This window comes from Streptomyces sp. NPDC006487 (genome assembly GCF_042870555.1).
Classification (GTDB): domain Bacteria; phylum Actinomycetota; class Actinomycetes; order Streptomycetales; family Streptomycetaceae; genus Streptomyces.
The window spans coordinates 178496-204983 of sequence record NZ_JBIAHN010000017.1 but is presented as its reverse complement, the minus strand read 5'-3'; the positions used below and the strand labels follow the sequence as shown (position 1 = coordinate 204983).

The 26488-nt window shown below is 73.5% G+C and carries 23 protein-coding genes; 10 read left to right on the top strand and 13 right to left on the bottom strand.

Going from position 1 to position 26488, the window contains the following annotated elements:
* Positions 1-47: 47 nt before the first annotated feature.
* Positions 48-1052 carry a small ribosomal subunit Rsm22 family protein gene (locus ACFYM0_RS29095; RefSeq protein WP_388506495.1) on the bottom strand — a complete coding sequence of 335 codons (1005 nt, stop codon included), beginning with the start codon at positions 1050-1052 and terminating at the stop codon, positions 48-50.
* 55 nt (positions 1053-1107) lie between these two features.
* The gene (locus tag ACFYM0_RS29090; protein ID WP_388506493.1) at positions 1108-2439 is read right to left on the bottom strand and encodes a Bcr/CflA family multidrug efflux MFS transporter; all 1332 of its coding nucleotides are present in this window, start codon (positions 2437-2439) and stop codon (positions 1108-1110) included.
* A 108-nt stretch (positions 2440-2547) separates the two neighbouring features.
* Here ACFYM0_RS29090 and ACFYM0_RS29085 point away from each other — a divergent pair, with 108 nt between their 5' ends.
* From ACFYM0_RS29085 to ACFYM0_RS29075, 3 genes are read left to right on the top strand one after another with little or no spacing between them, the layout of a single operon-like run.
* The gene (locus ACFYM0_RS29085) at positions 2548-3318 is read left to right on the top strand and encodes an SDR family oxidoreductase (RefSeq protein ID WP_388506491.1); all 771 of its coding nucleotides are present in this window, start codon (positions 2548-2550) and stop codon (positions 3316-3318) included.
* Between the two features lie 39 nt (positions 3319-3357).
* Positions 3358-4218 (top strand): PhzF family phenazine biosynthesis protein, encoded by an 861-nt coding sequence (locus ACFYM0_RS29080; RefSeq protein ID WP_388506489.1) that lies wholly within the window; start codon positions 3358-3360, stop codon positions 4216-4218.
* Positions 4218-4808, top strand: a complete 591-nt coding sequence (locus ACFYM0_RS29075) for a GNAT family N-acetyltransferase (RefSeq protein ID WP_388506487.1) — start codon at positions 4218-4220, stop codon at positions 4806-4808. The genes ACFYM0_RS29080 and ACFYM0_RS29075 overlap by 1 nt, the downstream gene beginning before the upstream one ends.
* A gap of 7 nt (positions 4809-4815) precedes the next feature.
* Here the strand turns inward: ACFYM0_RS29075 and efeU are convergent, their stop codons facing one another.
* The 6 genes from efeU to ACFYM0_RS29045 form a co-directional block, all read right to left on the bottom strand.
* Positions 4816-5682, bottom strand: a complete 867-nt coding sequence (gene efeU / locus ACFYM0_RS29070; RefSeq protein ID WP_388506485.1) for an iron uptake transporter permease EfeU — start codon at positions 5680-5682, stop codon at positions 4816-4818.
* A gap of 18 nt (positions 5683-5700) precedes the next feature.
* Positions 5701-7008 carry an iron uptake transporter deferrochelatase/peroxidase subunit gene (gene efeB / locus ACFYM0_RS29065; RefSeq protein WP_388506483.1) on the bottom strand — a complete coding sequence of 436 codons (1308 nt, stop codon included), beginning with the start codon at positions 7006-7008 and terminating at the stop codon, positions 5701-5703.
* A 34-nt stretch (positions 7009-7042) separates the two neighbouring features.
* Positions 7043-8182 carry an iron uptake system protein EfeO gene (gene efeO, locus ACFYM0_RS29060; protein ID WP_388506481.1) on the bottom strand — a complete coding sequence of 380 codons (1140 nt, stop codon included), beginning with the start codon at positions 8180-8182 and terminating at the stop codon, positions 7043-7045.
* Between the two features lie 187 nt (positions 8183-8369).
* Complete coding sequence (locus tag ACFYM0_RS29055) at positions 8370-9275, bottom strand: heme ABC transporter ATP-binding protein (protein WP_388506479.1); 906 nt, start codon at positions 9273-9275, stop codon at positions 8370-8372.
* Positions 9272-10411 carry a FecCD family ABC transporter permease gene (locus tag ACFYM0_RS29050; RefSeq protein WP_388506477.1) on the bottom strand — a complete coding sequence of 380 codons (1140 nt, stop codon included), beginning with the start codon at positions 10409-10411 and terminating at the stop codon, positions 9272-9274. Before ACFYM0_RS29050 ends, ACFYM0_RS29055 begins: the two co-directional genes overlap by 4 nt.
* A gap of 1 nt (position 10412) precedes the next feature.
* A complete protein-coding gene (locus tag ACFYM0_RS29045) occupies positions 10413-11405 on the bottom strand; it encodes a hemin ABC transporter substrate-binding protein (RefSeq protein ID WP_388506475.1) in 993 nt (330 codons plus the stop codon).
* 184 nt (positions 11406-11589) lie between these two features.
* On the opposite strand from ACFYM0_RS29045, the gene ACFYM0_RS29040 reads away from it, so the two are divergent.
* From ACFYM0_RS29040 to ACFYM0_RS29030, 3 genes are all read left to right on the top strand, one after another.
* Complete coding sequence (locus tag ACFYM0_RS29040; RefSeq protein ID WP_388506473.1) at positions 11590-13239, top strand: HtaA domain-containing protein; 1650 nt, start codon at positions 11590-11592, stop codon at positions 13237-13239.
* Positions 13240-13487: 248 nt separating this feature from the next.
* A complete protein-coding gene (locus ACFYM0_RS29035) occupies positions 13488-14951 on the top strand; it encodes an HtaA domain-containing protein (protein ID WP_388506471.1) in 1464 nt (487 codons plus the stop codon).
* Between the two features lie 19 nt (positions 14952-14970).
* Complete coding sequence (locus ACFYM0_RS29030; RefSeq protein WP_388506469.1) at positions 14971-15651, top strand: PhzF family phenazine biosynthesis protein; 681 nt, start codon at positions 14971-14973, stop codon at positions 15649-15651.
* 158 nt (positions 15652-15809) lie between these two features.
* Here the strand turns inward: ACFYM0_RS29030 and ACFYM0_RS29025 are convergent, their stop codons facing one another.
* Positions 15810-16457, bottom strand: a complete 648-nt coding sequence (locus ACFYM0_RS29025) for a heme oxygenase (biliverdin-producing) (RefSeq protein ID WP_388506467.1) — start codon at positions 16455-16457, stop codon at positions 15810-15812.
* A 144-nt stretch (positions 16458-16601) separates the two neighbouring features.
* Positions 16602-17459, bottom strand: a complete 858-nt coding sequence (gene map, locus ACFYM0_RS29020; RefSeq protein WP_388506465.1) for a type I methionyl aminopeptidase — start codon at positions 17457-17459, stop codon at positions 16602-16604.
* A 59-nt stretch (positions 17460-17518) separates the two neighbouring features.
* On the opposite strand from map, the gene ACFYM0_RS29015 reads away from it, so the two are divergent.
* Entirely contained in the window at positions 17519-17764 is a 246-nt protein-coding gene (locus ACFYM0_RS29015; protein WP_388506463.1) for a hypothetical protein, read from the top strand.
* 17 nt (positions 17765-17781) lie between these two features.
* Here ACFYM0_RS29015 and ACFYM0_RS29010 read toward each other — a convergent pair whose 3' ends face one another.
* Positions 17782-18387 (bottom strand): hypothetical protein, encoded by a 606-nt coding sequence (locus tag ACFYM0_RS29010; protein WP_388506461.1) that lies wholly within the window; start codon positions 18385-18387, stop codon positions 17782-17784.
* A gap of 170 nt (positions 18388-18557) precedes the next feature.
* Between ACFYM0_RS29010 and npdG the strand changes: the two genes are divergently transcribed.
* The gene (gene npdG / locus ACFYM0_RS29005; RefSeq protein ID WP_388506460.1) at positions 18558-19295 is read left to right on the top strand and encodes an NADPH-dependent F420 reductase; all 738 of its coding nucleotides are present in this window, start codon (positions 18558-18560) and stop codon (positions 19293-19295) included.
* An 81-nt stretch (positions 19296-19376) separates the two neighbouring features.
* Here the strand turns inward: npdG and ACFYM0_RS29000 are convergent, their stop codons facing one another.
* Complete coding sequence (locus tag ACFYM0_RS29000) at positions 19377-21467, bottom strand: TerD family protein (RefSeq protein ID WP_388506458.1); 2091 nt, start codon at positions 21465-21467, stop codon at positions 19377-19379.
* A 175-nt stretch (positions 21468-21642) separates the two neighbouring features.
* Between ACFYM0_RS29000 and ACFYM0_RS28995 the strand changes: the two genes are divergently transcribed.
* Positions 21643-21837: a hypothetical protein gene (locus ACFYM0_RS28995; RefSeq protein ID WP_327252466.1), complete on the top strand. Its 195-nt coding sequence runs from the start codon at positions 21643-21645 to the stop codon at positions 21835-21837.
* Here the strand turns inward: ACFYM0_RS28995 and ACFYM0_RS28990 are convergent.
* Positions 21834-22658 carry a site-2 protease family protein gene (locus ACFYM0_RS28990; protein ID WP_388506456.1) on the bottom strand — a complete coding sequence of 275 codons (825 nt, stop codon included), beginning with the start codon at positions 22656-22658 and terminating at the stop codon, positions 21834-21836. The two genes, ACFYM0_RS28995 and ACFYM0_RS28990, sit on opposite strands and share 4 nt — an antisense overlap.
* Positions 22659-22730: 72 nt before the next feature.
* On the opposite strand from ACFYM0_RS28990, the gene ACFYM0_RS28985 reads away from it, so the two are divergent.
* A complete protein-coding gene (locus ACFYM0_RS28985) occupies positions 22731-26441 on the top strand; it encodes a BTAD domain-containing putative transcriptional regulator (protein ID WP_388506552.1) in 3711 nt (1236 codons plus the stop codon).
* Positions 26442-26488 lie beyond the last annotated feature (47 nt).

Here is a 26488-nt window from a genome sequence, read left to right as displayed (position 1 = left end):
GCCGGGGGCCGGGCCCCCGCGGGCTCGGGCCCCGGCCGGTGCCGGGCTCAGACCTCCCGCGGGGGCGGCCACTCCTGGCCCCAGTCGGCGTCGCGCGCCGCCTTGTACAGGTCTCCGTGGCGCTTGGTCACGTTGACCCGGGTCTGCCCCTCGGACTCGGGTCCGCACAGCTCCAGCAGGACCAGCCCCTTCCGGATCTGCGGCCTGCGCGTGATCCGGGAGGCGGCCGGCTCCACCGGGAAGCGGGTGGCGGCCACGTAGCTGAACTTCTCGTCCTCGTAGGGGAGGGAGCCGCCCTTGATCTGGCGGTGCAGGGAGGAACGGCTGACCCGGGCCGAGAAGTGGCACCAGTCCTTGCCGACCTCGATCGGGCAGGTCCCGTCGTGCGGGCACGGGGCCGCGACCCGCAGCCCCGCCTCGATCAGCTGGTCGCGGGCCTCGCGGATGCGCAGGTACCCCTCCGGCGTGCCGGGCTCGACCACCGCCACCGCCTGACCGGCCCGCGCCGCCTCGGCGACCACCTCGCGGCGGGCCTCCGAGGTCAGTTCGCCCAGGACGTACGAGACCGTCACCAGGTCCGCCTCCGGGAGCGCCAGCCCGGTTCCGATGACGGTCCGCCGCCACTCGGCGGCCCGCAGCACGGGCGAGGTGGAGGCCGCGGCCAGCTCCTTGCCGAGGTCCAGGGCGGGGTCCGCCCAGTCCAGTACCGCCGTCTCGCGAGGCCCGCCCCAGACGGCGTCCGCCGCCCAGGCCGCCGCGCCGGTGCCGCCGCCCACGTCCACGTGCGAGGCCGGGGACCAGCCCGGGGCCGCCCCGGCGAGCCCGTCCAGGGCGGACCGCACGGCCTCGAAGGTGGCGGGCATCCGGTACGCCGCGTAGGCGGCCACGTCGGAGCGGTTGCGCAGGACGGGGGTGTGGGTCGGGATCTGGCCGCGGTAGTTGGCGATCAGCCGCTCCACGGCGGCCGTGGCCTGCTTCTGCGGGAGGCCTTCGAGCAGCCCGGCGAGGGCGCTGCGCAGGGTTTCGGCGGTGGTGGTGGCGGAGTCGTTCACTCGTGAAGTTTACGGGGCCGGGCCGGGGCCGGAGCCCGGGCCCGGCCCCGGACGCTCAGGCCGTGCTCTGCGTCGGCGTCGTCGACTCCGCGGGCGTGGCCGGCGGGGCGGCGCGCCAGGGGCGGCACAGGACGACGAAGCAGAGGACCGCCATGAGGGCGCAGGTCGTCTGGACCACGGCCATCGGTACCGCGGTGTCCTCGCCAGCGATGCCGACCAGGGGGGAGGCCACGGCTCCGACCAGGAAGGAGGAGGTGCCCAGCAGGGCGGAGGCGGAGCCGGCCGCGTGCGGGGTGCGCATCAGGGCCTGCGCGTTGGTGTTCGGCAGCACCAGGCCCATCGCGGACATCAGGACGAACAGCCCGGCGCAGATCGGGAAGAGCCCGACCTCGCCGAAGACCCCCGCGGTCATGAGGAGCAGGGCGGCCGAGGCCGTCATGACGACCGCGAGACCGTACCCCAGCACCTTGTCCAGGCTCACCCGGCCGACCAGCAGCTTGCCGTTGATCTGGCCCACCGTGATCAGGCCCAGGGAGTTGACGCCGAACAGCAGGCTGAAGGTCTGGGGCGAAGCGCCGTAGATCTCCTGCACGACGAACGGCGAGGCGGAGATGTACGCGAACAGCACGGCGAAGGCGAACCCGCCGGCCAGCGTGTAGCCGGTGAAGACCCGGTCGGCGAGCAGCCCGCGCATGGTCCGCAGCGCGGCGCCGACGCCGCCGGTCTGACGCCGTTCGGGCGGCAGCGTCTCGCCGAGCCTGCGCCAGACCAGGAGGGTCAGGAGGGCCCCCACGAGGGTGAGGACGCCGAAGACCCCGCGCCAGTCGGCGAAGCGCATCACCTGGCCGCCGATGAGCGGGGCGATGATCGGCGCCACGCCGGATATGAGCATCAGGGTGGAGAAGAACCGGGCCATCTCGACCCCGTCGTACAGATCGCGCACGACGGCACGCGCGATGACGATCGCGGCCGCGCCGGCCAGTCCCTGGAGCAGCCGGAAGGCGATCAGCAGTTCGACGGTCGGGGCGAAGGCGCAGATGGCGGTGGCGAGGACGTAGATCGTCAAGCCGGCGAGCAGGGGGCGCCGACGGCCCCACTTGTCGCTCATCGGGCCGATCACCAGCTGGCCCAGGGCCATGCCGGCGAGGCAGGCGGTGAGCGTGAGCTGGATGGTCGAGGCCGGGCTGTCGAGGTCCGTGGTCACCGCCGGCAGCGCCGGGAGGTACATGTCCATGGACAGCGGGGTGAGCGCGCTGAGCCCGCCGAGGATGAAGGTGACGAGCAGTCCCGTCCGGCGGGCGGCCGTGAGGGGAGGTGCGGTGAGAGGGGAGGGAGTCGTGGGTGACGAGTCCTTCGAGGGCGCTGTCGCGTGGCCTCGTTCCGGCATACGGAACTCCAGTCTTCTTATCGTGTCTTCACACCCCCTGATGGTCCATGTTCTCAGCAATCGGAACGTCCCGGGGCCGATCTTCCGTGTGACGTAGCCTGCGGCCCCATGAACGCACGTGTGAAGAAGACCGCCGTAGTGACCGGAGCCGGTTCGGGAATCGGCCGTTCGGTGGCCCTGACCCTGGCCGCCGCCGGATGGTCGGTGGCGGTCGCGGGCCGCAGGCCCGAGCCGCTGGAGGAGACCGCGGGGGCCGCACGGGCGGCCGACGCCGAAGCCGACGTGCTCTGCGTCCGGGCCGACGTGAGCGATCCGGACGACGTGGCCGCGCTGTTCGAGACCGTACGGAAGCGCTACGGGCGGGTCGACCTGCTCTTCAACAACGCGGGCACCTTCGGCCCGGCCGGCGTCCCGCTGGAGGACATCACCTACGAGGCCTGGCGCTCGGTGGTCGACGTCAACCTCACCGGCTCCTTCCTCTGCGCGCAGGCGGCCTTCCGGGTGATGAAGGCCCAGGACCCGCAAGGCGGCCGCATCATCAACAACGGCTCCATCTCCGCGCACGTGCCCCGGCCCAACTCGATCGCCTACACCGCGACCAAGCACGCCATGACCGGCCTGACGAAGTCCCTGTCGCTGGACGGACGCCCCTACTCGATCGCCTGCGGGCAGATCGACATCGGCAACGCGGCCACCGAGATGACCGAGCGGATGCAGAGCGGGATCATGCAGGCCAACGGACAGCTCGCGGTGGAACCCGTCATGGACGCGGCCGACGTGGCGCGCACCGTGCTGCACATGGCGGAGCTCCCGCTGGGGGCCAACGTGCAGTTCGCGACGGTGATGGCGACCGCGATGCCGTACATCGGGCGCGGCTGATCCGGGAATGCCCGCCGGGAGGCCGGGGTTGTGGCGATCATGACTATCGAAGTGCTGCGCTACACCGCCTTCTCCGCCGATCCGGAGGGCGGGAACCCGGCCGGGGTCGTGCTCGACGCGAGCGGTCTGGACGAGGCGGCCATGCTGGAGATCGCCGCCGAGGCGGGCTACAGCGAGACGGCCTTCCTCACCGCCCCGCCCGAGGGTCTCGGCGGGCAGCCGGGCAGGGCCTTCTCCGTGCGCTACTTCAGCCCGAAGGTGGAGGTCCCGTTCTGCGGGCACGCCACCGTGGCCACCGCCGTCGCGCTCGGCGAGCGGGTCGGCCCCGGCGAGCTGCTGTTCGCGACCCGGGCGGGCACCGTGCCGGTGTCGGTGACCCGGGAGGACGGCGGGCTGCGCGCCACCCTGACCAGCGTCGAACCGCACACCGAGGAGCTGGACCCGGCCGACCTCGCCGAGGCCCTGGCCGCGCTGGACTGGCCGGCCGCCGACCTGGATCCGCGGTTCCCGCCGCGGATCGCCTACGCCGGTGCCCGCCACCTGGTGCTCGGCGCCGCCACCCGGGCCCGGCTCGCGGACCTGAACTACGACTTCGCCCGGCTGGAGGCGCTGATGCGGCGCCTCGACCTGGTCACCGCGCAGCTCGTGTACCGGGCGGGCCCGGCGGAATTCCACGTGCGCAACCCCTTCCCGGTCGGCGGCGTCGTGGAGGACCCGGCGACCGGCGCGGCCGCGGCCGCCTTCGGCGCGTACGCCCGCGAGGCCGGCCTGGTCCCCGCCGACGCCGTCCTCACCCTCCACCAGGGCGAGGACATGGGCCGCCCCGGCGTCCTGACGGTGGAGCTCCGGTCCGGTGACCCCCGGGTCCGGGTGGGCGGCGCGGGGGCGCTGATCCCGTAGTGCGGACCGAGGGGACCATCGAGGAGTACGACGTCCTGCCCGCCGGGCTCGCCGAGCAGGTGGCGGCCCTGGAGGCGCAGGCGTGGCCCGGGTCTTCCCCCGGGCACGACCCGGCGCTCGCCCCGCGCGCGGTGCTGCTCCTGGACGCCGACGGGCGGGTCGCCGCCTGCCTGGCGCTCCTCCACAAGCAGGTCCGGCTCGCGGACGGGCGTACGTACGACGCGGCCGGGCTGAGCGGCGTGGTCACCCGGGCCGACCTCCGGGGCCGCGGGTACGGGGGCCGGCTGGTGGCGGCGGTCCGCGCGGGGCTCGCCGCCGATCCGGGGGTGGACCTGGCGCTGTTCAGCTGCGACCGGGAACTGGTCCCGTTCTACGAGGCGGCCGGCTTCGAGGTGCTGCCCGGCACGGTCCTGGTCGGCGGCACCCCCGCGGAACCGCTCGCCACGGACGCCCCGGGCCTCGACAAGACGGTGCTCGGGGCGTTCCCCGCCGGCGCCGCACACGACGAAGGCCGCGCGGACGAGGTCCGCGCGGCCTTCACCGGCATCCGTGTCCCCCTCTACCCGGGGACGGTCGACAGGCTCTGGTGAGAGCGGGTCAGGAGCTGCTCGGTTCCGACTCCGACTCCGACTCCGGCTTCGGCGCCGGCGCCGGCTTGGTGCGCCGGATCAGCGACGGGGCCAGGAACAGGGCGAGCACCGGGACCAGGTACAGGGCCCACACGACGACCTGCAGCACGGTCGGGTCCGGCTGGAAGTTGAGGGTGCCCTTCAGCAGGGTCCCGTACCAGCTGTCCGGCGGGATCGTCCCGCTGATGTCGAAGGCCTTGGCGTTCAGCCCCGGAACGAAGTCGGCCTCCTGGAGGTCGTGGACCCCGTACGCGAGCACGCCCGCGGCGACCACGACCAGCATGCCGCCGGTCCACGTGAAGAACTTCGACAGGTTGATCTTCAGCGCGCCCCGGTAGAACAGCCAGCCCAGGACGATCGAGGACCCGATGCCGAGCAGGACGCCGGTCAGCGGACCCGCGCCGTCCCCGGCCGCGTGCACCGAACGCCACACGAACAGCGAGGTTTCCAGGCCCTCCCGGCCGACGGCCAGGAACGCCGTCGCCACCAGGGCGCCGGTACCCATCGCGAGCGCCGCGTCGAGCTTGCCCTGGAGCTCGGCCTTCAGGTGCCGCGCGGTGCGCTTCATCCAGAAGACCATCCAGGTGACCAGGCCGACCGCGACGATCGACAGGGTGCCGCCGATGGCCTCCTGCGCCTTGAAGGTCAGTTCCTGCGTGCCGAATTCGAGGCCCGCGCCGAAGGCCAGGGACAGGGCGGCGGCCAGGCCGACGCCCAGCCACAGCGGCGCCAGCTTGTCCTTGTTCCCGGTCTTCACCAGGTACGCGATGAGGATGCAGACGACGAGGCTGGCTTCCAGCCCCTCGCGCAGTCCGATCAGATAGTTGCTGAACACTTCGGTTCTCCCCGTCCCCTACGCGAACAGCGTCCGGCCCCACCAGTCGTCCTTGTCGCGGACGCCCGGCGGGACGGCGAAGACGGCCGAACCCACGTGCTGGATGTATTCGTTGAGGACGTCGGACTTCGCCAGCTTGCGCTGGATCGGTACGAAGCCGGTGCGCACGTCGCGCTGGTAGGCGAGGAAGAACAGGCCCGCGTCGAGGCGGCCCAGTCCGTCCGTGCCGTCGGTGAAGGAGTAGCCGCGGCGCAGGATCGTCGCACCGTTGTTGGTGTCCGGGTGCGCGAGGCGGACGTGCGCCTCCGGCTTCATCGCCTTCAGGAACGGCTCGTCGCGCTCCTTGGACTTGCCGACCGGGGCACCCTCGCCCTTGTCGCGGCCGAAGATGTCCTCCTGCTCGCCCAGGGGCGTGCGGTCCCACGTCTCGATGTTCATCCGGATCCGGCGCGCCACGAGGTACGAGCCACCGGTCAGCCAGTCGCTTCCGTCGCCGGCGCCGACCCACACGTGCTTGTCCAGGGCCGCCTTGTCGGTGCCCGAGATGTTCCGGGTGCCGTCCTTGAAGCCCATCATGTTGCGCGGGGTCTGCTCGTCGGGCGTGGTCGACGACGTCTTGCCGAAGCCCAGCTGGGACCAGCGCACCGCCGTCTTGCCGAAGCCGATGCGGGCGAGCTGGCGGATGGCGTGCACGGCGACCTGCGGGTCGTCGGCGCAGGCCTGCACGCACAGGTCGCCGCCCGAGCGGGCCGGGTCGAGGTTGTCGCCGGGGAAGAGCTCCAGGTCGATCAGGGCGCCGGGGCGCTTGCCCTCCAGCCCGAAGCGGCCCTTGGCGAACAGACCCGGCCCGAAACCGATGGTCAGGGTGAGGCGGGAGGCCTTCAGTCCCAGCGCCTCACCCGTGTCGTCCGGCGGGGCCTCCGGGAGGCCGCCGTAGCCGCCTTCCCCGACGGGCTGACCGGCCGTCATCAGGCGGGCCGCCTCGGTCCAGTCCTTGAGGAGCTGGACCAGCTCGCCGCGGTCCTTCGTCTTCACGTCGAAGGCCGCGAAGTGCAGACGGTCCTGGACGGCACTGGCGATGCCGGCCTGGTGCTCCCCGTGGAACGGCACGGCCGCGCCGGCCGAAGCCGCCGAGACCATGTCGGGGTCCGAGTTCAGGGCGATGGCCGTACCGCCGGCCGCCGCCGCGCCGAGCGCGAGGCCCGCGCCGCCCCAGCCCAGGACGGCCCGGCGCGAGGGCGCACCCGTGCCCGGGGCCGTCTGCTCCGTGGCGCCGCCGTGCGGACCGTCCGCTGCGGACTCCTGCTCGGACACCGACTCGCTCATGTGAGGATCTCCCGCCTGCTCTGCTGTTCCGGAGTTACTTCGCGACCGCGGCGGCCAGCTTCGAGAGCGGCTCGGCCAGCGCGTTGACGCCGTCGGAGAGCTCCTTGCGCTCGGGCTCGCCGACCTTGTCGTACGAGGTGAACTCGTACGCGGCCTTGTTCGGGCGGTACTTCTCCAGCAGGTTGTTCAGGGCCGCGAACTGCTTGTCCAGCTCGGCGGTGAGCGCGGGGTCGGTCTTCGAGGTGACCGGCTTGAGCAGCTCGTACGCCTTCTCCGCGCCCTCGACGTTGGCCTTGAAGTCGACCAGGTCGGTGTGGCTGTAGCGCTCTTCCTCACCCGTCACCTTGCCGGTGGCGACCTCGTCGAGGAGCTCCTTGGCGCCGTTCGCCATCGAGGTGGGGGTGATCTCCGCCTGGCCGACCTTCTTCTGCCACACGGCCAGGTCGGCCATCAGGGTCTCGGCGAGCTTCTTGTCGGCGTCGTCGATCTTGTTGCCTTCGAAGAGGGACTTCTCCAGCTTGTGCCAGCCGGTCCACTCCTGGTTGGGCTCCAGGCCGTCCTCGCGGACGTCGACCTTCGGGTCGATGTCACCGAAGGACTCGGCGACCGGCTCGGTGCGCTCCCAGCCGATGCGCGAGGGGGCGTACGCCTTCTTCGCGGCCTCGACGTCGCCGGCCTTGACCGCGTCCGCGAAGGCCTGCGCCTTGGGGATGGTCTCGTCGGCCTGCTCCTGCACGTACTTGCGGTACGCGGCGACCGCGGCGTCGGCCTCGGGGCTGCGCTTCTCGGCGGTGCCCGAGCCGGTGGCCTTGACCGGCTGGCGGATGCCGTCGCCCTTCATGCCGGGCTTGCAGGCGATCTCGTAGTCGCCCGCCTTGAGCTCGGCGGTGATGGTGGCCTTGGTGCCGGGGCCGATGTTCTCGCGCTCGGTGACGATGCGGTCGTCGGGGAACAGGACGTAGAGCTCGGTGACCTTGGAGCCCTTGTTCTCGACCTCGATGGTGACCTTGCCCGCCGGGAACTCCTTCGCGGAGACCTCGCAGGCCGAGTCGGAGGCCGCCACCTTGATGACGCCGTCGCCGGACGCGTCGCTCTTCTCGGAGCAGCCGGTGACCGCGGTCAGGGCGGCCACGACGGCTGCCGCGGTGACGACGGTGAGGCGGGCGGGGCGCATAGGGGGCTCCTGGCAGTCTGGCGTTCGGCAGACGACCGCCCCGATCGGGTGGGGGCGGCCGGTGAGGCGGACCTAACTTAACCGAGGCTTACCTGACCCATACCCGTACGTCCAGTGATTCAGCCCACACATTCGAGGGCCGGACACGGGGCCGTCACGGGTGCCCCACGCCGGCCCCATGCCGAGGTCAAGCGGAGGTCAAGCCCAGGTGGCCGTTCCGTACGCCGGAACGCTCCGCTCCGGGCTTCCCCGGCTCGCCGTCCCTCACGGGGACCACCAGCGGTGCCCCGGTGCGCGGGTGCGGGAGGACCTCCACCGGCTGGCGGTAGACCCGGCTCAGCAGCTCGTCCTCGAACGCCTCCGCGGGCGGGCCGTCCGCCGCGATCCGGCCGTCGTGCAGGACGGCGACCCGGTCCGCGTAGGCCGCCGCCAGGCCCAGGTCGTGCAGGACCACCACGACCCCGTCCCCGGACGCCGCCCGCTCCCGGCAGATCCGCAGCACCAGCTCCTGGTGGCGCAGGTCCAGTGCCGCGGTCGGCTCGTCGAGCAGCAGCAACGGGGCCCGCTGGGCCAGTACGCGGGCCAGCGCGACCCGGGCCCGCTCGCCGCCCGAGAGCGCCGAGAACGGGCGGGCGGCGAAGCCCGTCACCTCGGTGGCGGCCATGGCGGCGGCCACCGCCTCCTCGTCGGAGCCGGCCTGCTCGGTGCCCGCCCAGGGGGCGCGGCCCATCCGTACGACGTCCTCCACCGGAAAAGGGAAGGCCAGTGCGGCCGACTGGGGGAGCACCGCCCGGCGCAGGGCCAGCTCGGGGGCCGGCCAGCCGCCCACCGGGCGCCCGTCGATCCGCACCTCCCCGGAGTCCGCCGGCAGGTCCGCGGACAGGGCCGCCAGCAGGGTGGACTTGCCCGCGCCGTTCGGCCCGACCAGGGCCAGCACCTCCCCGGCGCACACGGTCAGGTCGATGCCGGCGAGCACCTCGCGCCCGCCGAGCCGTACGCGCAGGTCCGTGACCTTGGCGAGCGGCGCGCCGGGGGCCGGCCGGGCGGGGACGGTGCGCTTGGTCCTGCGGAATGCGGCGAACAGGACGCTCATGCCCAGCCTCCTTGCTTGCGGCGGGTGCGGCGCAGCAGCCAGAAGAAGAACGGGCTGCCGAGCAGGGCGGTCAGGACGCCGAGCGGCAGCTCGGCGGGCTGGGCGAGGGTCCGCGCGGCCAGGTCCCCGGCGACCAGCACCACGGCTCCGGCGAGCGCGCTGCCGGGCACCAGGAACCGGTGGCCCGGACCGTTGGCCATGCGCAGCAGGTGCGGCACGAGCAGCCCGACGAAGCTGATGATCCCGGCCACGGCGACGGCAGCCGCCGTGAGCAGCGCGACGAGCAGGATCAGCGCGAGCCGCAGCCGCTCCACGTCGACGCCGAGGTGGCGGGCGGGGCGCTCGCCGAGGGACAGCAGGTCCAGCTTGCGGGAGTAGAAGGGGGCGATGGCCAGGCCTGCCAGTGCGCAGGGCAGGACGGCGAGGACCTTGGGCCAGGTGGCCTGGGCGAGGGAGCCGAGCTGCCAGAAGGTGATCTGGTTCACCTGGCCGCTGTCCGCGAAGAAGATGAACAGGCCGATCAGGGCGCCCGCGAAGGCGTTGACGGCGATGCCGGTCAGGATGAGGGTGACGACCTCCGTCTTCCCGCCGTTGCGCGAGAGCAGGTAGACGGCGCCGACGGTGATCAGCCCCGCGACGAAGGCGCAGGCGGTGATGGTCCAGTTGCCGAGGAAGGTCAGGCCCAGCCCGATCGCGGCGACCGCGCCGACGGCGGCGCCCGCCGAGATCCCGATGACCCCGGGCTCGGCGAGGGGATTGCCGAACACCCCCTGCATCAGCGCCCCGGCGCAGCCGAGGCTCGACCCGACGAGCAGGGCGAGCACCACGCGGGGCAGCCGTACGTTCCACAGCACGCTCTCCCCGACCCGGTCGAGGGCGGCGCCCCCGAGCCCGAGGCGGTGCTGCACCGACCCGGTCACCTCCCCGAGCGGGATCTCGTAGGCCCCCACCCCGGCGGAGACCAGCGCGAGCAGCACGAGGACGGCGGCCAGGACGCCGGTGAGCCAGGCGGAACCCCACCGCCGCCGGGGCGGTGCGCCGGCGGCGGTGGGGGCGTCCCGGGACGCCACCCGCTCGGGAGCGGGAAGGGGGCCCGCTCCGGGCGGCGTCCCGGGGGTTTCGTAGGAGAGGGGCACGTCAGGAGGCCTTGCCGTAGAGCTGGGTGATGAGGGAGGTCAGGACCTGGTCGGTGCGCGGACCGTAGTTGAGCAGGACCCCGTCGTCGACGGCGATCACCCGCCGGTCCATGCCGGCCGGGGTCTGGGCCACGCCCGGGATCTTGACCAGCCCGTCCACGCCGCCGACGGACTCCAGGCCCTTGGACATGACGAGGATCGCGTCGGGCGCGGCCGCGGCCAGCGCCTCGCTGGTGATCGGGGTGAAGTCCTTGCCGAGCCCCGACTCCGGACCCGTGTCCAGCGCGCCGGCCGCCTCCAGCAGCGAACCGGCGCCGGAGTCGGAGCCGCCCATCAGGTACACGGAGGCCGTGCCGCGCAGGTAGAGGAAGGCCACGCGCGGCTTCTTGCCCGCGGCGGGCAGGGCCTTGCGGGCGGCGGCGATGCGGTCGGCGGTGCGCCGGTTCAGTTGCGCGCCGGCCTCCTTGACGCCCAGTGCGGCGGCCACCGCGTCGGTGCGCTTGGCCACGTCCTGAAGGGACTTGGCCGGGGCCACCACCAGGAGGGGGACGCCCGCGTCGCGGATCTGCCGGAGAGCCTCGGCGGGGCCGGAGGTGGTCTCGGCCAGCACCAGGGTCGGACGCAGCGACAGCACGCTCTCGGCGGAGACCTCGTGGCCCCGCGTCACCACCGGGAGCTCCGCCGCCTGTTCGAAGGTGGCGGTGATGTCCTTGGCGACGACCTTGGGGCCCAGTCCGAGGGTGTACACGATCTCGCTGAGGCCGCCGGTCAGCGGGATCACCCGGTTCGCCGAGGTGACGGTGACCCGGACGCCGTCCGCGGAGGCCACGGTCGCCGGCAGCGCGGGCACGGGCGCCTGGGCGAGCGGTTCCACCCGGTCCGGGAGGGCCGGGGCGCCGGCTCCGGTGGCGGGGGAGGGGGCGGCCGTACCTCCGCAGGCGCTCACGCCGAGGGCCAGGACCGCGGAGGTCAGGGCGACGGCGAAGCGGGACATGCGGGTTGACGCGGCGGGCGTAGGCACGAAGGCACCGTCCTGATCGTCCGACTGGGGTGGGGGACCCGGTTCGCTGGGGGGTGGGGACCCGGTTCGAGGTTCCGGGTGCCAGGGGGTTTCACACCCGGCCGAACGTAGCTTAGGTTAGCCTAACCTCGCTCGCTAGACCCTGGAGGGGACATTCATGTCCGCTGGACCCACCCGTGCGTCCGCCGTCGCCCTGCTGGCGACCCTGGCGGCTCTGGGAGCCGCCCTGCTCCCGGCGACCGCCGCCCAGGCGGCGGGCCGCACCGTGGAGGGCGGCCGACTCGACTGGGGCATCAAGTCCTCCTTCCAGAGCTACGTCACCGGGCCGGTGGCAAAAGGCGGGTTCAAGCTCAAGGGCGGAGCCGCCACCGCCGGCGGCAGCCTGTTCCGCTTCCACTCCGCGAACGGCTCCTACGACCCGGACAGCGGCTCCCTGGAGGCCTCCTTCAGCGGCGGCGTCACCTTCCAGGGCCACCAGAAGCCGGACGGCGCCTACGAACTGGACATGAGCATCAGCCGCCCCACCGTCAAGATCAGCGGCGGCAGCGGCACCCTCTACGTGGACGTCTCCAGCAAGGCCAAGGACGGCGGAGCGGTCACCACCGCCTCCCAAGTGCCCTTCGCCAAGCTGGGCCTGGGCGGGGTGAACATGAAGGGCGGCGGCAGTCCGGTCGCCCTCGCCGACATCCCGGCCACCCTCACCGACCAGGGAGCCAAGGCCTTCGCCGGCTACTACGCGGCGGGCGCGCAGCTCGACCCGGTCTCGCTCTCCGTGGACGTCAAGGCCGCGGCGGCCGAGCAGCCCGCCTCGCAGGCGCCGGGCACCCCGGCCGCGCAGACCCCGCAGGCCGCCGGGCAGTTCACCGACGCCGCCGTGGACTGGGGGGTGCGGCGCACCTTCCGCGAGTACGTCTCCGGCTCCATCGGCCAGGGCAAGTGGGAGCTGGCCGACGGAGCCCAGGACGGCGGAGCGCTGTTCCGCTTCCCGCGGGGCAGGGGCGCCTACGACGGCGCGAAGGGCACCCTCGACGCCGCCTTCGCCGGGTCCGTGCACTTCACCGGGGCCCACCTCGACCTGAAGCTCGCGAAGCTCACGGCCAGGGTGGAGAACGGCAAGGGCGTGCTCTCCGCCGACGTCACCACCGGCACGGACACCAAGACCGCCGTCCCGCTCGTCGAGTTCGACGCCAAGGGCCTCAAGGCCGAGGGCGGCCTTGCCACCCTCACCGAAGCCCCGGCCACCCTCACCGAGGGCGGCGCCCAGGCCTTCAACTCCATGTACAAGCCGGGCACCGAGATGGACCCCGTCTCCCTCGCGGTCGCCCTCGACGGAGCCGCGAAGCTCCCGGCCCTCCCGAACCTCGGCTCGACGGCCACCCCCGCCGCCCCGCCGGCTCCGGCCGCGACCCCGGCCACCGCCGCGAAGGCGGACGAGTCCTCGAACACCGGCCTGTACGCCGCCCTCGGGGTTGCCGTCCTCGTCCTCGCGGGCGGAGCGGTCTTCCTGGTCCTGCGCAACCGGACGAGGAAGCCGACGACAACCCCCGAGCGGGTCGCCGAGCCCCCGGCTTCGGCTCCGACGCCGGGTGCCGAGCCCCTGACCCCGGCTCCGACGCCGGGCGCCGAGCCCCCGGCCTCGGCCCCGGCCCTGGGCGCTGAGACTCCGGCCCCGGCTCCGGTTTCGGGCGCCGAGCCCCCGGCCTCGGCTCCGGGCGCCGAAGCCCCGGCTGCCCCGGACCCCGGCTCCTCCGGCTCCCCGGGTCCCTCCGGGGCCGACGGGGCCGCCGGGGCCGCACCCCGCGGCTGACCGCGGGCCGCCCGAAGCCGTACCGCCCCGGCGGACCGTCCGCCGGGCCCCGCACCACCCCGCTGTGCGGGCCGGGCGCACCCGGAGCGCCCGGCCCGCAAGCCCCGTACCGCACTCACCCGCAAGCCCCGCAGGGACCCGTAGGGCCCCGTACCGCCAGGGCTCGGCTTCGCCGTGCCTTCGCACGCCCCGCATGCACCGCACCGCACCCCGTCGCCTCCTCCACCCCCGTTCCAGGAGACCCCGCCATGTCATCGATCCGCCGTCCCATCGCCCTCGCAGCCGCCGTGGCCACCGCCGCCGCGGTGGCCGCCACCGTGTTCGTCCTGCCCGCCACCGCGGCCGGCACCGCTCCGGCCGCCTCCGCGGCGCAGGGCGCCCCCGCGGCGATCCCCGTCGTCGGCGGCACCCTCGACTGGGGCGTCCTGGAGAGCTACCGCACCTACGTCACGACCATCGCCCAGGGCGAGATCACCGTCGCGAACGGCGCGAAGAAGACCGCCAAGGGCTTCACCTTCGGCTCGGCCACCGGCCAGTACGACCCGGCCACCCACCTCGTGACCGCCGCCTTCAAGGGCAGCGTCACCTTCAAGTCGGCCGCGCACCGCTTCGAGGTGAAGCTCGCGAACCTGCGCATCGACACCGGCAAGAAGCTGCTGATCATCGACGTCACCCGGGACGGTGTGCTCGCGAAGGGCGTCCCCTTCGCGAAGGTCGCCTTCGGAGGGCAGTCGATGGCCAACCTGGGCACCACGCTGACCGCCGACGCCGCGAAGCTCCTCGGCTCGGACGGCTACAAGGGCAAGGCGGGCGACCCGCTGACGGCCGTACTGAAGTTCCCGCCGCCGCCCACCCAGAGCCCGTCCCCCTCCGCGAGCCCGACCAAGTCCCCGACCAAGCCGCCGACCAAGCCGCCGACGTCCTCCCCGTCGAAGCCGGCCTCCCCCTCGCCCTCCGCCTCGACCGGCAGGCCGGCGCCCGGCGGCCCGCAGAAGATCCTCGGCGGCAAGCTGGCCTGGGGCGTCAAGGAGTCCTTCCGCAAGTACGTCCAGAGCGCGGGCGGCACCGTCACCCCGGCGGCCGGCGCGGTCGCGAACGGCGACAGCTTCGCCTTCGGCGGCGGCAAGGGCACCCTCGACACCAAGACGCGGAAGCTGAACGCCACCTTCGCGGGCAACCTCCGCTTCCAGTACCCGGCCCACGGCATCGACGTGACCTTCGGCAACGTCCGCATCAACGCCGAGGGCGGCAAGGGAACCCTGGTCCTGGACGTGAAGACGGCCGCCGGGGTCAAGACGAACATCCCCTTCGCCACGCTCGACCTCTCGAAGGCCGACTACAAGACCAAGAACGGCGTCCTCACCCTGAACGCCGTGCGCACCGCGCTCACGGCCGAGGGCTCCGCGGCGTTCGCCAACGACACCACCGGCTCCATGTACCCGGTGGGGACCCGCGGCGACGACGTCAACCTGACCGTCTCCGTGGACAAGGACGCCGTCCTGCCCCCGGCCGGCACCGGTACCGCGGGCGCCACCGGTACCGCGGGCGCCGCCGGTGCCGCCGGAGGCGGCGGCACCGTCGGGGGCGTCGGCCTCGCCGCGACCGGCGCCGAGATCCCGGCCGGCGCACTGCTCGGTTCCTCCGCCGGCGTCATCGCGGCGGGCGCGGGCGCGGTGTTCGTCGCGCGCAGGCGCCGCACGGCCCGGAACTGACCCGTGCTTCAATGCCCGCGTGAACGATCTCGACGTCCTGAGGGTCTTCTGCGCGGGTGACGGCAGCCACGGCAACGTGCTGGGCGTCGTACGCGACGGCCGGTCCTGCCCCGACGACGCGTCGCGGCAGGCGCTGGCCGCCGAACTCGGCTACAGCGAGACGGTGTTCGTCGACGATCCCGAGCGCGGGATCGTCGACATCCGTACCCCCGGCACCCGGATGCCCTTCGCCGGGCACCCGCTGGTCGGCGTCGCGTGGCTGCTCGACATCGAGGAGCTCCAGCCCCCGGCGGGCGCCGTATGGGCGCGCGACGACGGGGAGTTCACCTGGATCACCGCCCGCCCCGAGTGGGTCGAGGGCAAGCGCACCGAGCAGTACGCCGACGCGGCCGCGGTCGAGGCGCTGCCCGGTCCGCCGCCGGGCGAGGGCTGGCTGTACGCCTGGGCGTGGGAGGACGAGGCCGCGGGCCGGATCCGGGCCCGCGGTTTTCCGCGCCGCCCCGATGGCGTGATCGTGGAGGACGAGGCCACCGGCTCGGCGGCGGTAGTCCTGACGGCCGAGCTGAACAGGGCCCTGAACATCACCCAGGGCAGGGGTTCGCAGATCCTCACGGCCCCGGCCCCGGACGGCACCGTGGAAATCGGCGGCCGCGTCCGCTTCGCCGAATCCAGGCTCGCCGGGGGCGCCTCCCAGCGGTAGCCGGGGGATTTCGAGGCGCGGGGTCCGGGGCGGAACCCCGGGACCTGGCGGGACGCAGTCCGCGCGCCACGGGCCGTCGTGTGCCCCGGGGGCGGAGCCCGAAAGGGGGGTGGGCCCAACGGGCCCACCCCCCTTCCCCGTTCAGCCCGCCGAAGGCGCTACGCGCTCAGCGGGAACTGCTCGCCCAGCTCGCGGAAGACCGCGCCGTTGAAGTCGAAGGCGCGCTTGCACTCGTCGATGATGCGCTGCTTCTCCAGGTCGTCCGCGGCGATCGCGTCCAGCAGCTCGCGGTAGGTCCGCTTGAACGCGGCCGGGTTGGAGATGTCCGCGAAGACGTAGAAGCGGACGCCGTCGCCCTTGCGCTCGAAGCCCCAGGTCCGCTCCGCCTTGTCGCGGATGATCTGGCCGCCGGAGAGGTCGCCCAGGTAGCGGGTGTAGTGGTGGGCCACGTACCCGCCCGGCCAGGAGGCGGCGCACTCGGCCACGCGGGCCGCGTAGGCCTCGGTGGCGGGCAGCGCGACCAGGGTCTCGCGCCAGCCGGGACCCCGCAGGTGGGCCAGGTCCCGCTCGATCTCGGCGAGGCGCATCAGCTCGGGCTGTATGAACGGCCCGGCGACGGCGTCGTCACGGAGGGCCTCCGCGGCGTCCTCGAGGGCCTTGTACACGAACCACAGCTGCTCGGTGTAGCGGGTGTAGGCGTCCACGCCGAGACGTCCGCCCAGCAGGTCGCTCATGAAGGTCGAGGTCTCCGCCTCGGTGTGCTGCTCGTGCGAGGCGACACGGATGACGGTCGAGAAGGCGTCCAAGACGGACCTCCGAGGAATCGGAAGAAAGGGAGAGCAGGTGTGGCGGCAGTGCCGCCACACCCGATCCTCCTTCTTAGGCTTACCTAAGTCAATGTGTTCCCGACGCCTTGTCGGTAAAAACCTCCACGAGGCGGTTCTCCCGGATCAGGGCAGCGTAAGGATCTCCGCTCCGGTGTCCGTGACCACCAGCGTGTGCTCGAACTGCGCGGTCCGCTTGCGGTCCTTCGTGACCACCGTCCAGCCGTCCTCCCACATGTCGTACTCGTGGGTGCCCAGCGTCAGCATCGGCTCGATGGTGAAAGTCATCCCGGGCTCGATGACGGTGGTGGCGTGCGGGCTGTCGTAGTGCGGGACGATCAGGCCGGAGTGGAAGGACGAGTTGATCCCGTGGCCCGTGAAGTCCCGGACGACGCCGTAGCCGAAGCGCTTCGCGTACGACTCGATGACCCGGCCGATGATGTTGATCTGCCGGCCCGGCCTGACGGCCTTGATGGCCCGGTTCAGGGCCTCGCGGGTGCGCTCCACGAGCAGCCGCGACTCCTCGTCCACGTCCCCGCACAGGTACGTGGCGTTGTTGTCGCCGTGCACCCCGCCGATGTAAGCGGTCACGTCGAGGTTGACGATGTCGCCGTCCCGCAGGACGGTCGAGTCGGGGATCCCGTGGCAGATCACCTCGTTGAGCGAGGAACACAGGGACTTCGGGAAACCGCGGTAGCCCAGCGTCGAGGGGTAGGCGCCGTGATCGCACATGAACTCGTGGGCGACCCGGTCGAGCTCGTCGGTGGTCACCCCCGGCGCGATCAGCTTGGCGGCCTCTTCCATCGCCTGGGCGGCGATCCGGCCGGCGATGCGCATGGCCGCGATGGTCTCGGCCGTCTGCACCTCCGGTCCGGTGTACGGAGTGGGCGCGGGCTTGCCCACGTACTCGGGCCGGCGGATGTTTCCGGGAACGGAACGGACGGGAGTGAGCTCGCCTGGTACGAGCAGCGACTGGCCAGACATACGAGCGAGTGTATCGAGCGGGTATGGGGCAGCATGGCGACAGAGAGAGGAGCCTGACGATGGCCCTGTTCAAGAAGCGCCAGGTGGGCAAGCCCGGCGAGTGGTACTACTGCCTGGTCCACAAGAAGGTCGAGGAAGGCCCCGAGTGCCCGGCGAAGGACCGTTTCGGTCCCTACGCGACACCCGAAGAGGCGAACCACGCCATGGAGACGGCGCAGGAGCGCAATCTCGAATGGCAGAACGACCCCAAATGGAACGACAAGACCCGAGAGGCTGAGGAAGGCACGGACACGTCCACCCCGTAGCCCGGCTACGGCCTCGGCTACCAGCGGCTGGGCGGCGGCGCGGCCAACTGGTCGGCCAGCCGCGCCAGCCGGTCCCGGAACCGCCTCGGCCCGCGCTGCACCGGCAGGCTGTTCTCCCCGGCCGCCGCGCTGACCAGGTGCTGCACGGTATCCAGGTCCAGCTCGGCGACCCCGTCCGGTACGGACAACACCTCGTGCGCGAGCGTCCCGAGATCCGCGTCCCCGCCGTCCATCGACAGTACGGTCGCCCCCGCGCGCCGGGCGTCGTGCACCCGCTCCAGCAGCCCGTCCCCGGGCCGCTCCGGAGCCACCACCAGCAGCGTGTGACCGCGCCGGGCCGCCTCCAGCCGGCTCAGCCCGACCGACAGGTGCGGGGCGTCACCGGGCAGCACCCGGTGGCGTACGAGCGTGGGCGCCAGCTCCGGCAGCCCCGACCACGCGGCCTCGTCGACCAGGTGCGCCGCCAGGTGCCAGGGCTCGTACGCCTCGGTCCCGACCAGCAGCAGGTTCCCGCCGGCCGGCACGACCGACCGCCGCAGCGTCCCGGCGAACCGGCGCGCGGCACCGGGCCACTCCGTACCGGCGAGCACTTCGCGCAGCAGCGCGACTCTCACGGCGTCCATACCGGCATCCTGCCGCATGGAAGGGACAAAGGGGAGCTGTTCCCCCATCTCCGCCCCACCCCCACCTCCCGAGGCATCTCCCACCTCCCCCAGCCCTCGCCCTCCCCTCCCGGGCATCTCACACGGTCCGTGCATTCGACTCTGACGATCTCGCGGCTACCCTCGCCCCCATGACCTCCACAGACAGCACGCAGCAGCCCGCGCAGGCCCCCGCGCAGGCCCCCGCGAAGGCCCCCGCCAAGGACCCGTGGGACCTTCCCGACGTCTCCGGCCTCGTCGTAGGCGTCCTCGGCGGCACCGGCGACCAGGGCCGGGGCCTCGCCTACCGGCTCGCCCGCGCCGGCCAGAAGGTGATCATCGGCTCCCGGGCCGCCGACCGCGCGCGGACCGCAGCCGACGAGCTCGGCCTCGGGGTGGAGGGCGCGGACAATGCCGAGTGCGCGCGCCGCAGCGACATCGTGATCATCGCCGTGCCGTGGGAGGGCCACGCCAAAACTCTGGAATCGCTGCGCGAGGACCTCGCCGGCAAGCTCGTGGTCGACTGCGTCAACCCCCTCGGCTTCGACAAGCAGGGCGCGTACGCCCTCCAGGTCGAAGAGGGCAGCGCGGCCCAGCAGGCCGCCGCCCTCCTCCCGGACTCCCGCGTCACGGCCGCCTTCCACCACCTCTCGGCGGTGCTCCTCCAGGACGAGTCCATCGAGGAGATCGACACCGACGTGATGGTCCTCGGCGAGGTCCGCGCCGACACTGACATCGTCCAGGCGCTCGCCGGCCGCATCCCGGGCATGCGAGGCGTCTTCGCGGGCCGCCTGCGCAACGCCCACCAGGTCGAATCCCTGGTGGCCAACCTCATCTCCACCAACCGCCGCTACAAGGCCCACGCAGGACTGCGCATCACGGACGTCTGACCCACCCGGCCCAGGGGGGCCGCCCGGCCCGCCCGCCCCTTCCGGGGGCCGACGGGCCGGGCGGCCCCACGTCCCGTCCCCTCAGCAGCGCCGCCCGCCGCGCCCCTCGACCGGGCCCAGGTGCGTCACCACACCGTGGTAGAAGCGCTCCACGGCCTCGTCCACGCTGCGGATGAATCCGGACTCCGCGTTCCCCCGCGTGCTTCCCATCCCCTTCAGCAGCGACAGCCGGAAACCCACGACGACCGAACCGTCCACGGGCAGCAGATCGCCCGGCTCGGGACGCAGCCGCTCCAGCGTGCCGCGCGGCCCGCTGCCCGGCCCCGCCCCGGCGCCCGGTCCCGCATCGAGGAGGCTCTCCACGTGCAGGTCCGCCGGGGCCTCGGCGAGCAGCTTCAGCAGCCGCTTCACCATGACCAGCGGGTACGCGCCGTCCGGGGCCGGCACGTCGACGGTCGTCCGCACCTTGGAGGTCCTGAGGTCGGCACTCACCGCGATGACACTGCTGGTCCCGTCGACGCGAAGCTCCGCGGAGAGCTTCCCGTCCGCGCACAGACAGTCCGCCGCGGCGGACCGCCGGGCCTGCGGATCACTGCCCCGCCGGGCCCGCTGCACCGGCAGCGCCTTCTGCCCGAGCTCCCCGCCGAGCCGCAGGCAGACCTGCCGGATCAGCCGCTCCCAGCTCTCCACGACCTCCACGGTCCGGGCGTCCCCGAGGCCGAGCGTCTCGTCCTCGATGCCCTTGCGTACGGGCACCCAGGCGGCGCCCATGTTCTGGAACCCGTGGCAGCCGGACTGCTCGTGCCGGAGGTACTCCAGGAGTTCCTGGAGGAGCCAGGCGTGCGCGGCGTTGCCCACGCCCTCGTGGCGGATCAGCATCTGCGCCTGGTGGGCGACCTCGGCCCAGGACAGGTGCCAGAGGCTGACCTTGTGCTTGCGCCGGCCGTCGACCTTCACCTCCACCATGGGGCGGCCCTCGAGGGCCACGTCGTTGGAGAGGGTGATGACGGCCTCGTAGCCGCGGCGTGCGGCGATGTCCATGTACGCCTGCACCTGCTCCGCCTTGAGCGGGTTGCCGTTCGTCTTCGTCTCCACGAGGGCCGTCCACAGCTTGCCCGCGCGCTCCACCCGGATCACCCCGTCCGGGCGCCGCGGTGTGTCCCCGTGGGGGAGGGAGACCTCCGTGAAGGTCTGCATCCGCCCGGCGGGCGCGCCGAAGCCGGCGGTGAGGCGGCGGCCGAACTCCGGCACCTGCGCCATGACCGACAGCAGTACCGAGGTGGCGCGCACCTCCCGCTCCCTGTCGCTCTTGAGGGAGGGGACGGGGAACAGCCGGGCCTGGCTCCAGGACTCGTTCTCGGCGAGGGACTTCTTGGCCACCTTGGGCAGGGTGACCTTCTTCCTGGTCGTACGGGGACTCCGGCCGCGGGTCTGCGCCGGTACGGCGACGGGTGCGGCCGCCTCGGCGGGCGCAGCCACAGGCTCGGGCCGGGAAACGGGCCCGGCGGCCGGTTCGCCAACGGGTGCGGCGGCCCTCGACTCCGCCGGGGCAGCGGCTTCCACGGGCTTCACCTCACCCGCGAGCCCCGCCTCCTTCGCTTCCCCTGCGTCTTCGGAGTCCTCGGAGTCCTCCAGCACGGGGATGCCGAAGTCCGTGGCCAGTCCGGCGAGGCCGGTCTCGTACCCCTGGCCGACCGCGCGGAACTTCCACTCCTCGCCCCGCCGGTACAGCTCGCCGAAGATGAAGGCGGTCTCCACGCCCGCATCGTCGATGGAGTAGCCGACCAGAGGTTCCCCGGAGCGGTCCGCGACCGTCATCCGCAGGTCGTCGAGGTCTCCGAAGCGCGCGCCGGCGTACCGGCTGGCCGCCACGACGATCCGCGCGACACCGTCCGGGACCGCCGTCAGGTCCACGCTGATGCGGTCCTCGTCGCCGTTGTCGGTCGGCACCTTGCCCAGGAGCTGAACGCTTCCGTCGGCGGCCGCCGGGTTGTTGTAGAAGTAGAAGTCGTTCTCGCCGCGGACCTTGCCGTTCTCGTCCAGCAGCAGCACCGAGACGTCGGCGTCGCCCGCCCCCGAAGCGCTGCTCCAGCCCAAGCTCACGACGACCGCCCCGGCATCCTCACTGAGGGCGGTCAGGCTGACGTTCGCGCCCTTCGGGATCTCCTGCATGTCTTCCCCCCGGTCCTTCCGCACCGCCCGTGCGTGGTGCGTCTCGGGCGAACCGTAGCGGCGGGACGGGGAAAAGATCACGGGATGTCGGAAATCGGTCGGACGGGAGCACGCCGGGGCATGGGGGACACTGGAGGGGCTTGAACCGCTTCAGTGTCTTCGAGGAGCCCCCACCATGCCCCGCCTTGCCGTGTTCGCCGTCGTTCTCTGCGTCCTCGCCACTGCCGCCGCCGTGGTCTCCTTCGTCGAGGGCAGCCTGCTCGGGATCGCGTGGGTGCTGATGGCGGGCATCACCTCGAACATGGCGTGGTTCTACGTGCGCAAGGCGAAGATCGAGAAGGCCGCCGCGGCGGCCCGCGCCGCGGGCTAGGACGCCTGGCAGAAACCGCTGGTGTCCTGCCAGAACTGGTAGAGGTCGCGGCCGCAGTACGCCTCCAGCTCGCTCACGCCCAGCGCCGACAGGACGCCGTACACCGCGTCGAAGAAGTACGCGTTGACCTCCGGGATCCACAGCAGCGCGAAGACGGCCAGCAGGCCGAACGGCGCCAGCGGGGCCACCTCGCGGCGGATCCGGTGGGAGAGCCAGGGCTCGATGATGCCGTAGCCGTCCAGACCCGGGACCGGCAGGAAGTTCAGGATCGCCGCCGAGACCTGGAGCAGGGCCAGGAAGCCGAGCGCGAAGCGGAACGCCATCGGGACCCCGTCCAGGGCGTTCAGCCAGAACGGGGCCGTGCAGACCGCCGCGAAGGCGACGTTGGTCAGCGGGCCGGCCGCCGAGATGAGGCTGTGCCGCCAGCGGCCCTCGATCCGGTCGCGCTCGATGTACACCGCGCCGCCGGGGAGACCCAGGCCACCCATGATCACGAAGAGGACGGGAAGGATGATGCTGAGCAGCGCGTGCGTGTACTTGAGGGGGTTCAGCGTCAGGTAGCCCTTCGCGCCGACGCTGAGGTCGCCGCTGTGCAGGGCGGTGCGGGCGTGCGCGTACTCGTGCAGGCACAAGGACACGATCCAGGCCGCCGTGACGAAGAGGAAAACGGCCAGCCCGGTGCTGGTCGAGTACCCCGTCCACACGGCCCACCCCGTCACCGCCATGATGGCGAAGATGCCGAGGAACACGGGACTGATCTTCCGGTCGCCGCGGTCGTGCGTGTGGTGATGGCTACGGTTCTGACTGCCCTGGGGACCCATACGGCGAACCTATCCCGCAGGCGGCGCCCGAGGGGGCCCGGGGCCGGAGACAATGGGCCCGTGCGTTACGCGATGCTCGGCACCACCCAGGTCATCCGCGACGACGGGAGCACCGTACCCGTCGGCGGAGCGCGGCTGCGCGCGCTCCTGACGGCGCTCGCGCTGCGGCCGGGGCGGGCGGTGCCTGCGGCCTCGCTCATCGAAGAGGTGTGGGACGGCGACCCGCCCGCGGACGGCCCCGCGGCGCTCCAGGCGCTGGTGGGACGGCTGCGGAGGGCGCTGGGGCGCGAGGCGGTGGGGTCCGGGGAGGGCGGCTACTGGCTCGTCGCCGACCGGGACGACATCGACCTGTACCGCTTCGAGCGGCTCGCGCGGGCGGCGGCGCAGGCCTCCCCGGCGGAGGCGGCCGCCCTGTACGACGAGGCCCTCGCCCTGTGGCGGGGCGAGCCGCTGAGCTCCCTGCCGGGTTCCGGGCCGGAGGCCGCCCGCTGGGAGGCGCTACGGCTGGACGCGCGCCGGGGCCGCCTGCACGCGGCGCTGGCGCTGGGGGAGGCCGAGCGGGTCCTCCCGGAGCTGACCGCGCTGTGCGCGGGGCTGCCGCTGGACGAGTCCCTGCAGGCCCTGCGCATCCGCGCGCTGCGCGACGCGGGCCGCCCGGCGGAGGCGCTGGCCGCCTACGAGGAAGTCCGCCGCGACCTGGCCGACCGCCTGGGCACCACTCCGGGCCCCGCCCTCCGCGCCCTCCACAGGGTCCTGCTGACCGACCCGACGGCGGCGCCGGGGCGTTCCGTCCCGCCGGCCGGACCCGGGCCGCTCCCCCCGGAGCAGAAGGCAGGGGCCGACCGGACCGACCGGATGGAGCGGGGCCAGGCCGGGCCCGGGTCCGGCGTGACCGCCGGGGCCGCCGGGGCCGCACAGGGCTCCTCCGCCGCCCCGGCCGGACCCGGCACGCCCGGCACCGCGGCCGAGCCGTACCGGTCCTCCTCCGCGCCGTCCGGTACCACCGCCACCACGGCGTCGTCCGGGCCCGACCGGGCGGACTCCTCCGACCGGGCGGACCCCGGCTCCACCGACGGGCCGGGTCCGTCCGCCCCGGGTGGGCCGGGGAGCGGGGACCTTCTCGGAGCCGGAGCCGGAGCCGGAGCCGGGCCCGTACCGCCCGGGCCGGGCGCGGGCAACCTGCGGATGCGGCTGACCACCTTCGTCGGGCGGGAGGAGGACATCCGGGTCATCGGGGACGACCTCGCCCGGTCGCGGCTGGTCACCCTGCTCGGACCCGGCGGCGCCGGCAAGACCCGGCTGTCGCAGGAGGCCGCCGAGGCGCACGCCCGCGCCGGCCGCGGCACACCGGACGCACGCCCCGCCACCCCGGAGCAGCCGTCGGCCGACCGCGTCCCCAGCCGGGGCGGGCCCGGCCCCGCCCCCGCCTGGGCCGACGGCGTGTGGTTCGTGGAGTTGGCTCCCGTGGACGATCCGGAGGACGTCGCCGAGGCCGTGCTCGTCGCGCTCGGGGCCCGGGAGACCAAACTGCGCGGCCCCGCCGCCGAGGAGATGCGGGTGCTGACCGAGCGCGGGGACCGGCCCCTCGACCGCCTCGTGGAGCATTGCGCGCGGCGCCGGATGCTGGTGATCCTCGACAACTGCGAGCACGTCGTCGACGCCGCCGCCCGCCTCGCCGAGGAAGTGCTGGCGCGCTGCCCCGGCGTGCAGATCCTGGCCACCAGCCGCGAACCGCTCGGTGTGCCGGGGGAGACCCTGCGCCCGGTGGACCCGCTGCCCGACCCCGTCGCGCTGCGGCTGCTCGACGACCGCGGGGCCGCCGCCCGGGCGGGGTTCAGCGTCGACGACGACCCGGCCGCCGCCGTCGAGATCTGCCGCCGCCTCGACGGGATGCCGCTCGCCATCGAGCTGGCCGCCGCCCGGCTGCGGCTGCTCACCCCCCGCCAGATCGCCGACCGGCTGGACGACCGTTTCAGGCTGCTGACCGGCGGCTCGCGCACCCACCTGCCCCGCCAGCAGACCCTGCGGGCGGTGGTCGACTGGTCCTGGGACCTGCTCGACGAGCCCGAACGGGCCGTGCTGCGCCGGTTGTCCGTCTTCGCCGGCGGCTGCGACCTCGACGCCGCCGAGGCCGTCTGCACCGACGCCGCCGAGGACCTCGACGCCGCCGACCTCCTCGGATCCCTCGTCGACAAGTCCCTCGTCGTCGCCGCTCCCGACAGCACCGGCGGCGGCATGCGCTACCGGCTCCTCGAGACCGTCGCCGAGTACGCCTCCGAGCGGCTCGCCGCGGCCGGCGACGACCGCGGCGCCACCGAGCGGCGCCACCTCACCCACTACCGCGAACTCGCCCGCACCACCGAGCCGCTGCTCCGCGGCCACGACCAGCGGGCGGCCGCCGACCGGATCGTCACCGAGTACGAGAACCTCCGTACGGCCATCCGCCGGGCCGTGGCCGTCCAAGACGTCGGTGAAGTGCTCTGCCTGCTGCACTCCCTCGTCTGGTACTGGCAGATGCACGACCTGCGCACCGAGCTCCGCCACTGGTCGGCGGCCGCGGCGGCCCTGGGGCCCGACCCCTTCGCCGAGCCCGTCGTTCCCGCCGAGCCCGTCTACGGGCGGGTCGTCGACACGCCCCCGCCGTACGAGGGCGAGCTGCTCACCGAGGCCTGGCGCGGCATCCGGATCATGTGCCTGGCCGCTCAGGACCAGACCGATGCCAGCTGGTCCAGCCCGGCGGTCCGCACCCAGGTCGACGGCATGCTCGCCGCCTACCGCCCTGGCCTGCCGCAGACCTGCGTGGCCCCCGGAGTTCTGTGGATCTACGCCGTGATGATCGCGGGGGACCCGGTCCTGCTCCGCGAAGCCATCGAGGAGACCGTCGAGACCGCCCGCGGGCTCGGCTACCGCTGGGAGCTCGCCTCCGCCCTCCAGCTGCGCGCCAACGTGCTGGCCAACCGCGCCGACTGGGCCGGCGACGCCGCCCGCGACGCCGAGGAGAGCCTGGCCGTGTTCCGCGAGCTCGGCGACGACTGGGGCTGCGCCGAGGCGCTCTCCGCCCGCGCCGAGGCCCGGGAGAAGCACGGCGAGTACGGCCTGGCAGCCGAGGACTTCCGCGCCGCCATCGAGCACGCCCGGCGGCTCGGCGCGAAGGCCCAGGTCACGGTCCTGCAGGTGCGGATGGCCGGGACCCTGGTCGAGGACGGCCACGTCGAGGAGGCGGAGAGGCTGCTCACCGAACTGCTCCCCACGATCCAGCACGTGGGCAACGAGGCCAGACCCGCGGCCCGGATGTTCCTCGCCGGGGTGTACGGCCGCACCGGCCGCACGGAGGAGGCCCGTGCGCAGCTCCAGTCCCTGCGCGAGGAGTTCTCCTTCGGCGCGTACGCCGTCTTCGACGGGTTCGTGCTCGGCACGATGGCCTGGCTCGACAACCAGGAGGGCAAGTACGAGAACGCGCTCGTGCTGATCCGGCAGGCCATGGAGGCCGTCCTGGACCCCCTGGCCCTGCTGATGGCCCCCCAGCTCCCGGCCGTCTACCTGCTCACCGCGGCCCTCTCCCACGCCGGACTCGGCGGCCCCCAGCAGGCGTACGAGGCCGCGCGGCTGATCGGTGCCTACCGCGCCCAGCTGCCGCCCCGGCACTTCCCGGTCACCACCGAGCGGGCGGACCTGGAGCAGGCCGAGGGCCTGGCCCGGGCCGCACTCGGCGACGCGGCGTACCAGGCGGCGTACGCCGAAGGCGGCGGCCTCACCCTGGAGGAGGCCACCGCCCTCGTCTGACCCGTGCGGGGTCCGCCCGGGACGCGATCCGGACCGGACCGGTCCGC

Excerpts from the sequence above, each read along its gene's own strand:
- ACFYM0_RS29090 (WP_388506493.1), bottom strand. The coding sequence starts at position 2,439 with ATGCCGGAACGAGGCCACGCGACAGCGCCCTCGAAGGACTCGTCACCC.
- ACFYM0_RS29085 (WP_388506491.1), top strand. The coding sequence starts at position 2,548 with ATGAACGCACGTGTGAAGAAGACCGCCGTAGTGACCGGAGCCGGTTCG.
- ACFYM0_RS29080 (WP_388506489.1), top strand. The coding sequence starts at position 3,358 with ATGACTATCGAAGTGCTGCGCTACACCGCCTTCTCCGCCGATCCGGAG.
- efeB (WP_388506483.1), bottom strand. The coding sequence starts at position 7,008 with ATGAGCGAGTCGGTGTCCGAGCAGGAGTCCGCAGCGGACGGTCCGCAC.
- efeO (WP_388506481.1), bottom strand. The coding sequence starts at position 8,182 with ATGCGCCCCGCCCGCCTCACCGTCGTCACCGCGGCAGCCGTCGTGGCC.
- ACFYM0_RS29055 (WP_388506479.1), bottom strand. The coding sequence starts at position 9,275 with ATGAGCGTCCTGTTCGCCGCATTCCGCAGGACCAAGCGCACCGTCCCC.
- ACFYM0_RS29045 (WP_388506475.1), bottom strand. The coding sequence starts at position 11,405 with ATGTCCCGCTTCGCCGTCGCCCTGACCTCCGCGGTCCTGGCCCTCGGC.
- ACFYM0_RS29040 (WP_388506473.1), top strand. The coding sequence starts at position 11,590 with ATGTCCGCTGGACCCACCCGTGCGTCCGCCGTCGCCCTGCTGGCGACC.
- ACFYM0_RS29035 (WP_388506471.1), top strand. The coding sequence starts at position 13,488 with ATGTCATCGATCCGCCGTCCCATCGCCCTCGCAGCCGCCGTGGCCACC.
- map (WP_388506465.1), bottom strand. The coding sequence starts at position 17,459 with ATGTCTGGCCAGTCGCTGCTCGTACCAGGCGAGCTCACTCCCGTCCGT.
- ACFYM0_RS29015 (WP_388506463.1), top strand. The coding sequence starts at position 17,519 with ATGGCCCTGTTCAAGAAGCGCCAGGTGGGCAAGCCCGGCGAGTGGTAC.
- ACFYM0_RS29010 (WP_388506461.1), bottom strand. The coding sequence starts at position 18,387 with ATGGACGCCGTGAGAGTCGCGCTGCTGCGCGAAGTGCTCGCCGGTACG.
- npdG (WP_388506460.1), top strand. The coding sequence starts at position 18,558 with ATGACCTCCACAGACAGCACGCAGCAGCCCGCGCAGGCCCCCGCGCAG.
- ACFYM0_RS29000 (WP_388506458.1), bottom strand. The coding sequence starts at position 21,467 with ATGCAGGAGATCCCGAAGGGCGCGAACGTCAGCCTGACCGCCCTCAGT.
- ACFYM0_RS28995 (WP_327252466.1), top strand. The coding sequence starts at position 21,643 with ATGCCCCGCCTTGCCGTGTTCGCCGTCGTTCTCTGCGTCCTCGCCACT.
- ACFYM0_RS28990 (WP_388506456.1), bottom strand. The coding sequence starts at position 22,658 with ATGGGTCCCCAGGGCAGTCAGAACCGTAGCCATCACCACACGCACGAC.
- ACFYM0_RS28985 (WP_388506552.1), top strand. The coding sequence starts at position 22,731 with ATGCTCGGCACCACCCAGGTCATCCGCGACGACGGGAGCACCGTACCC.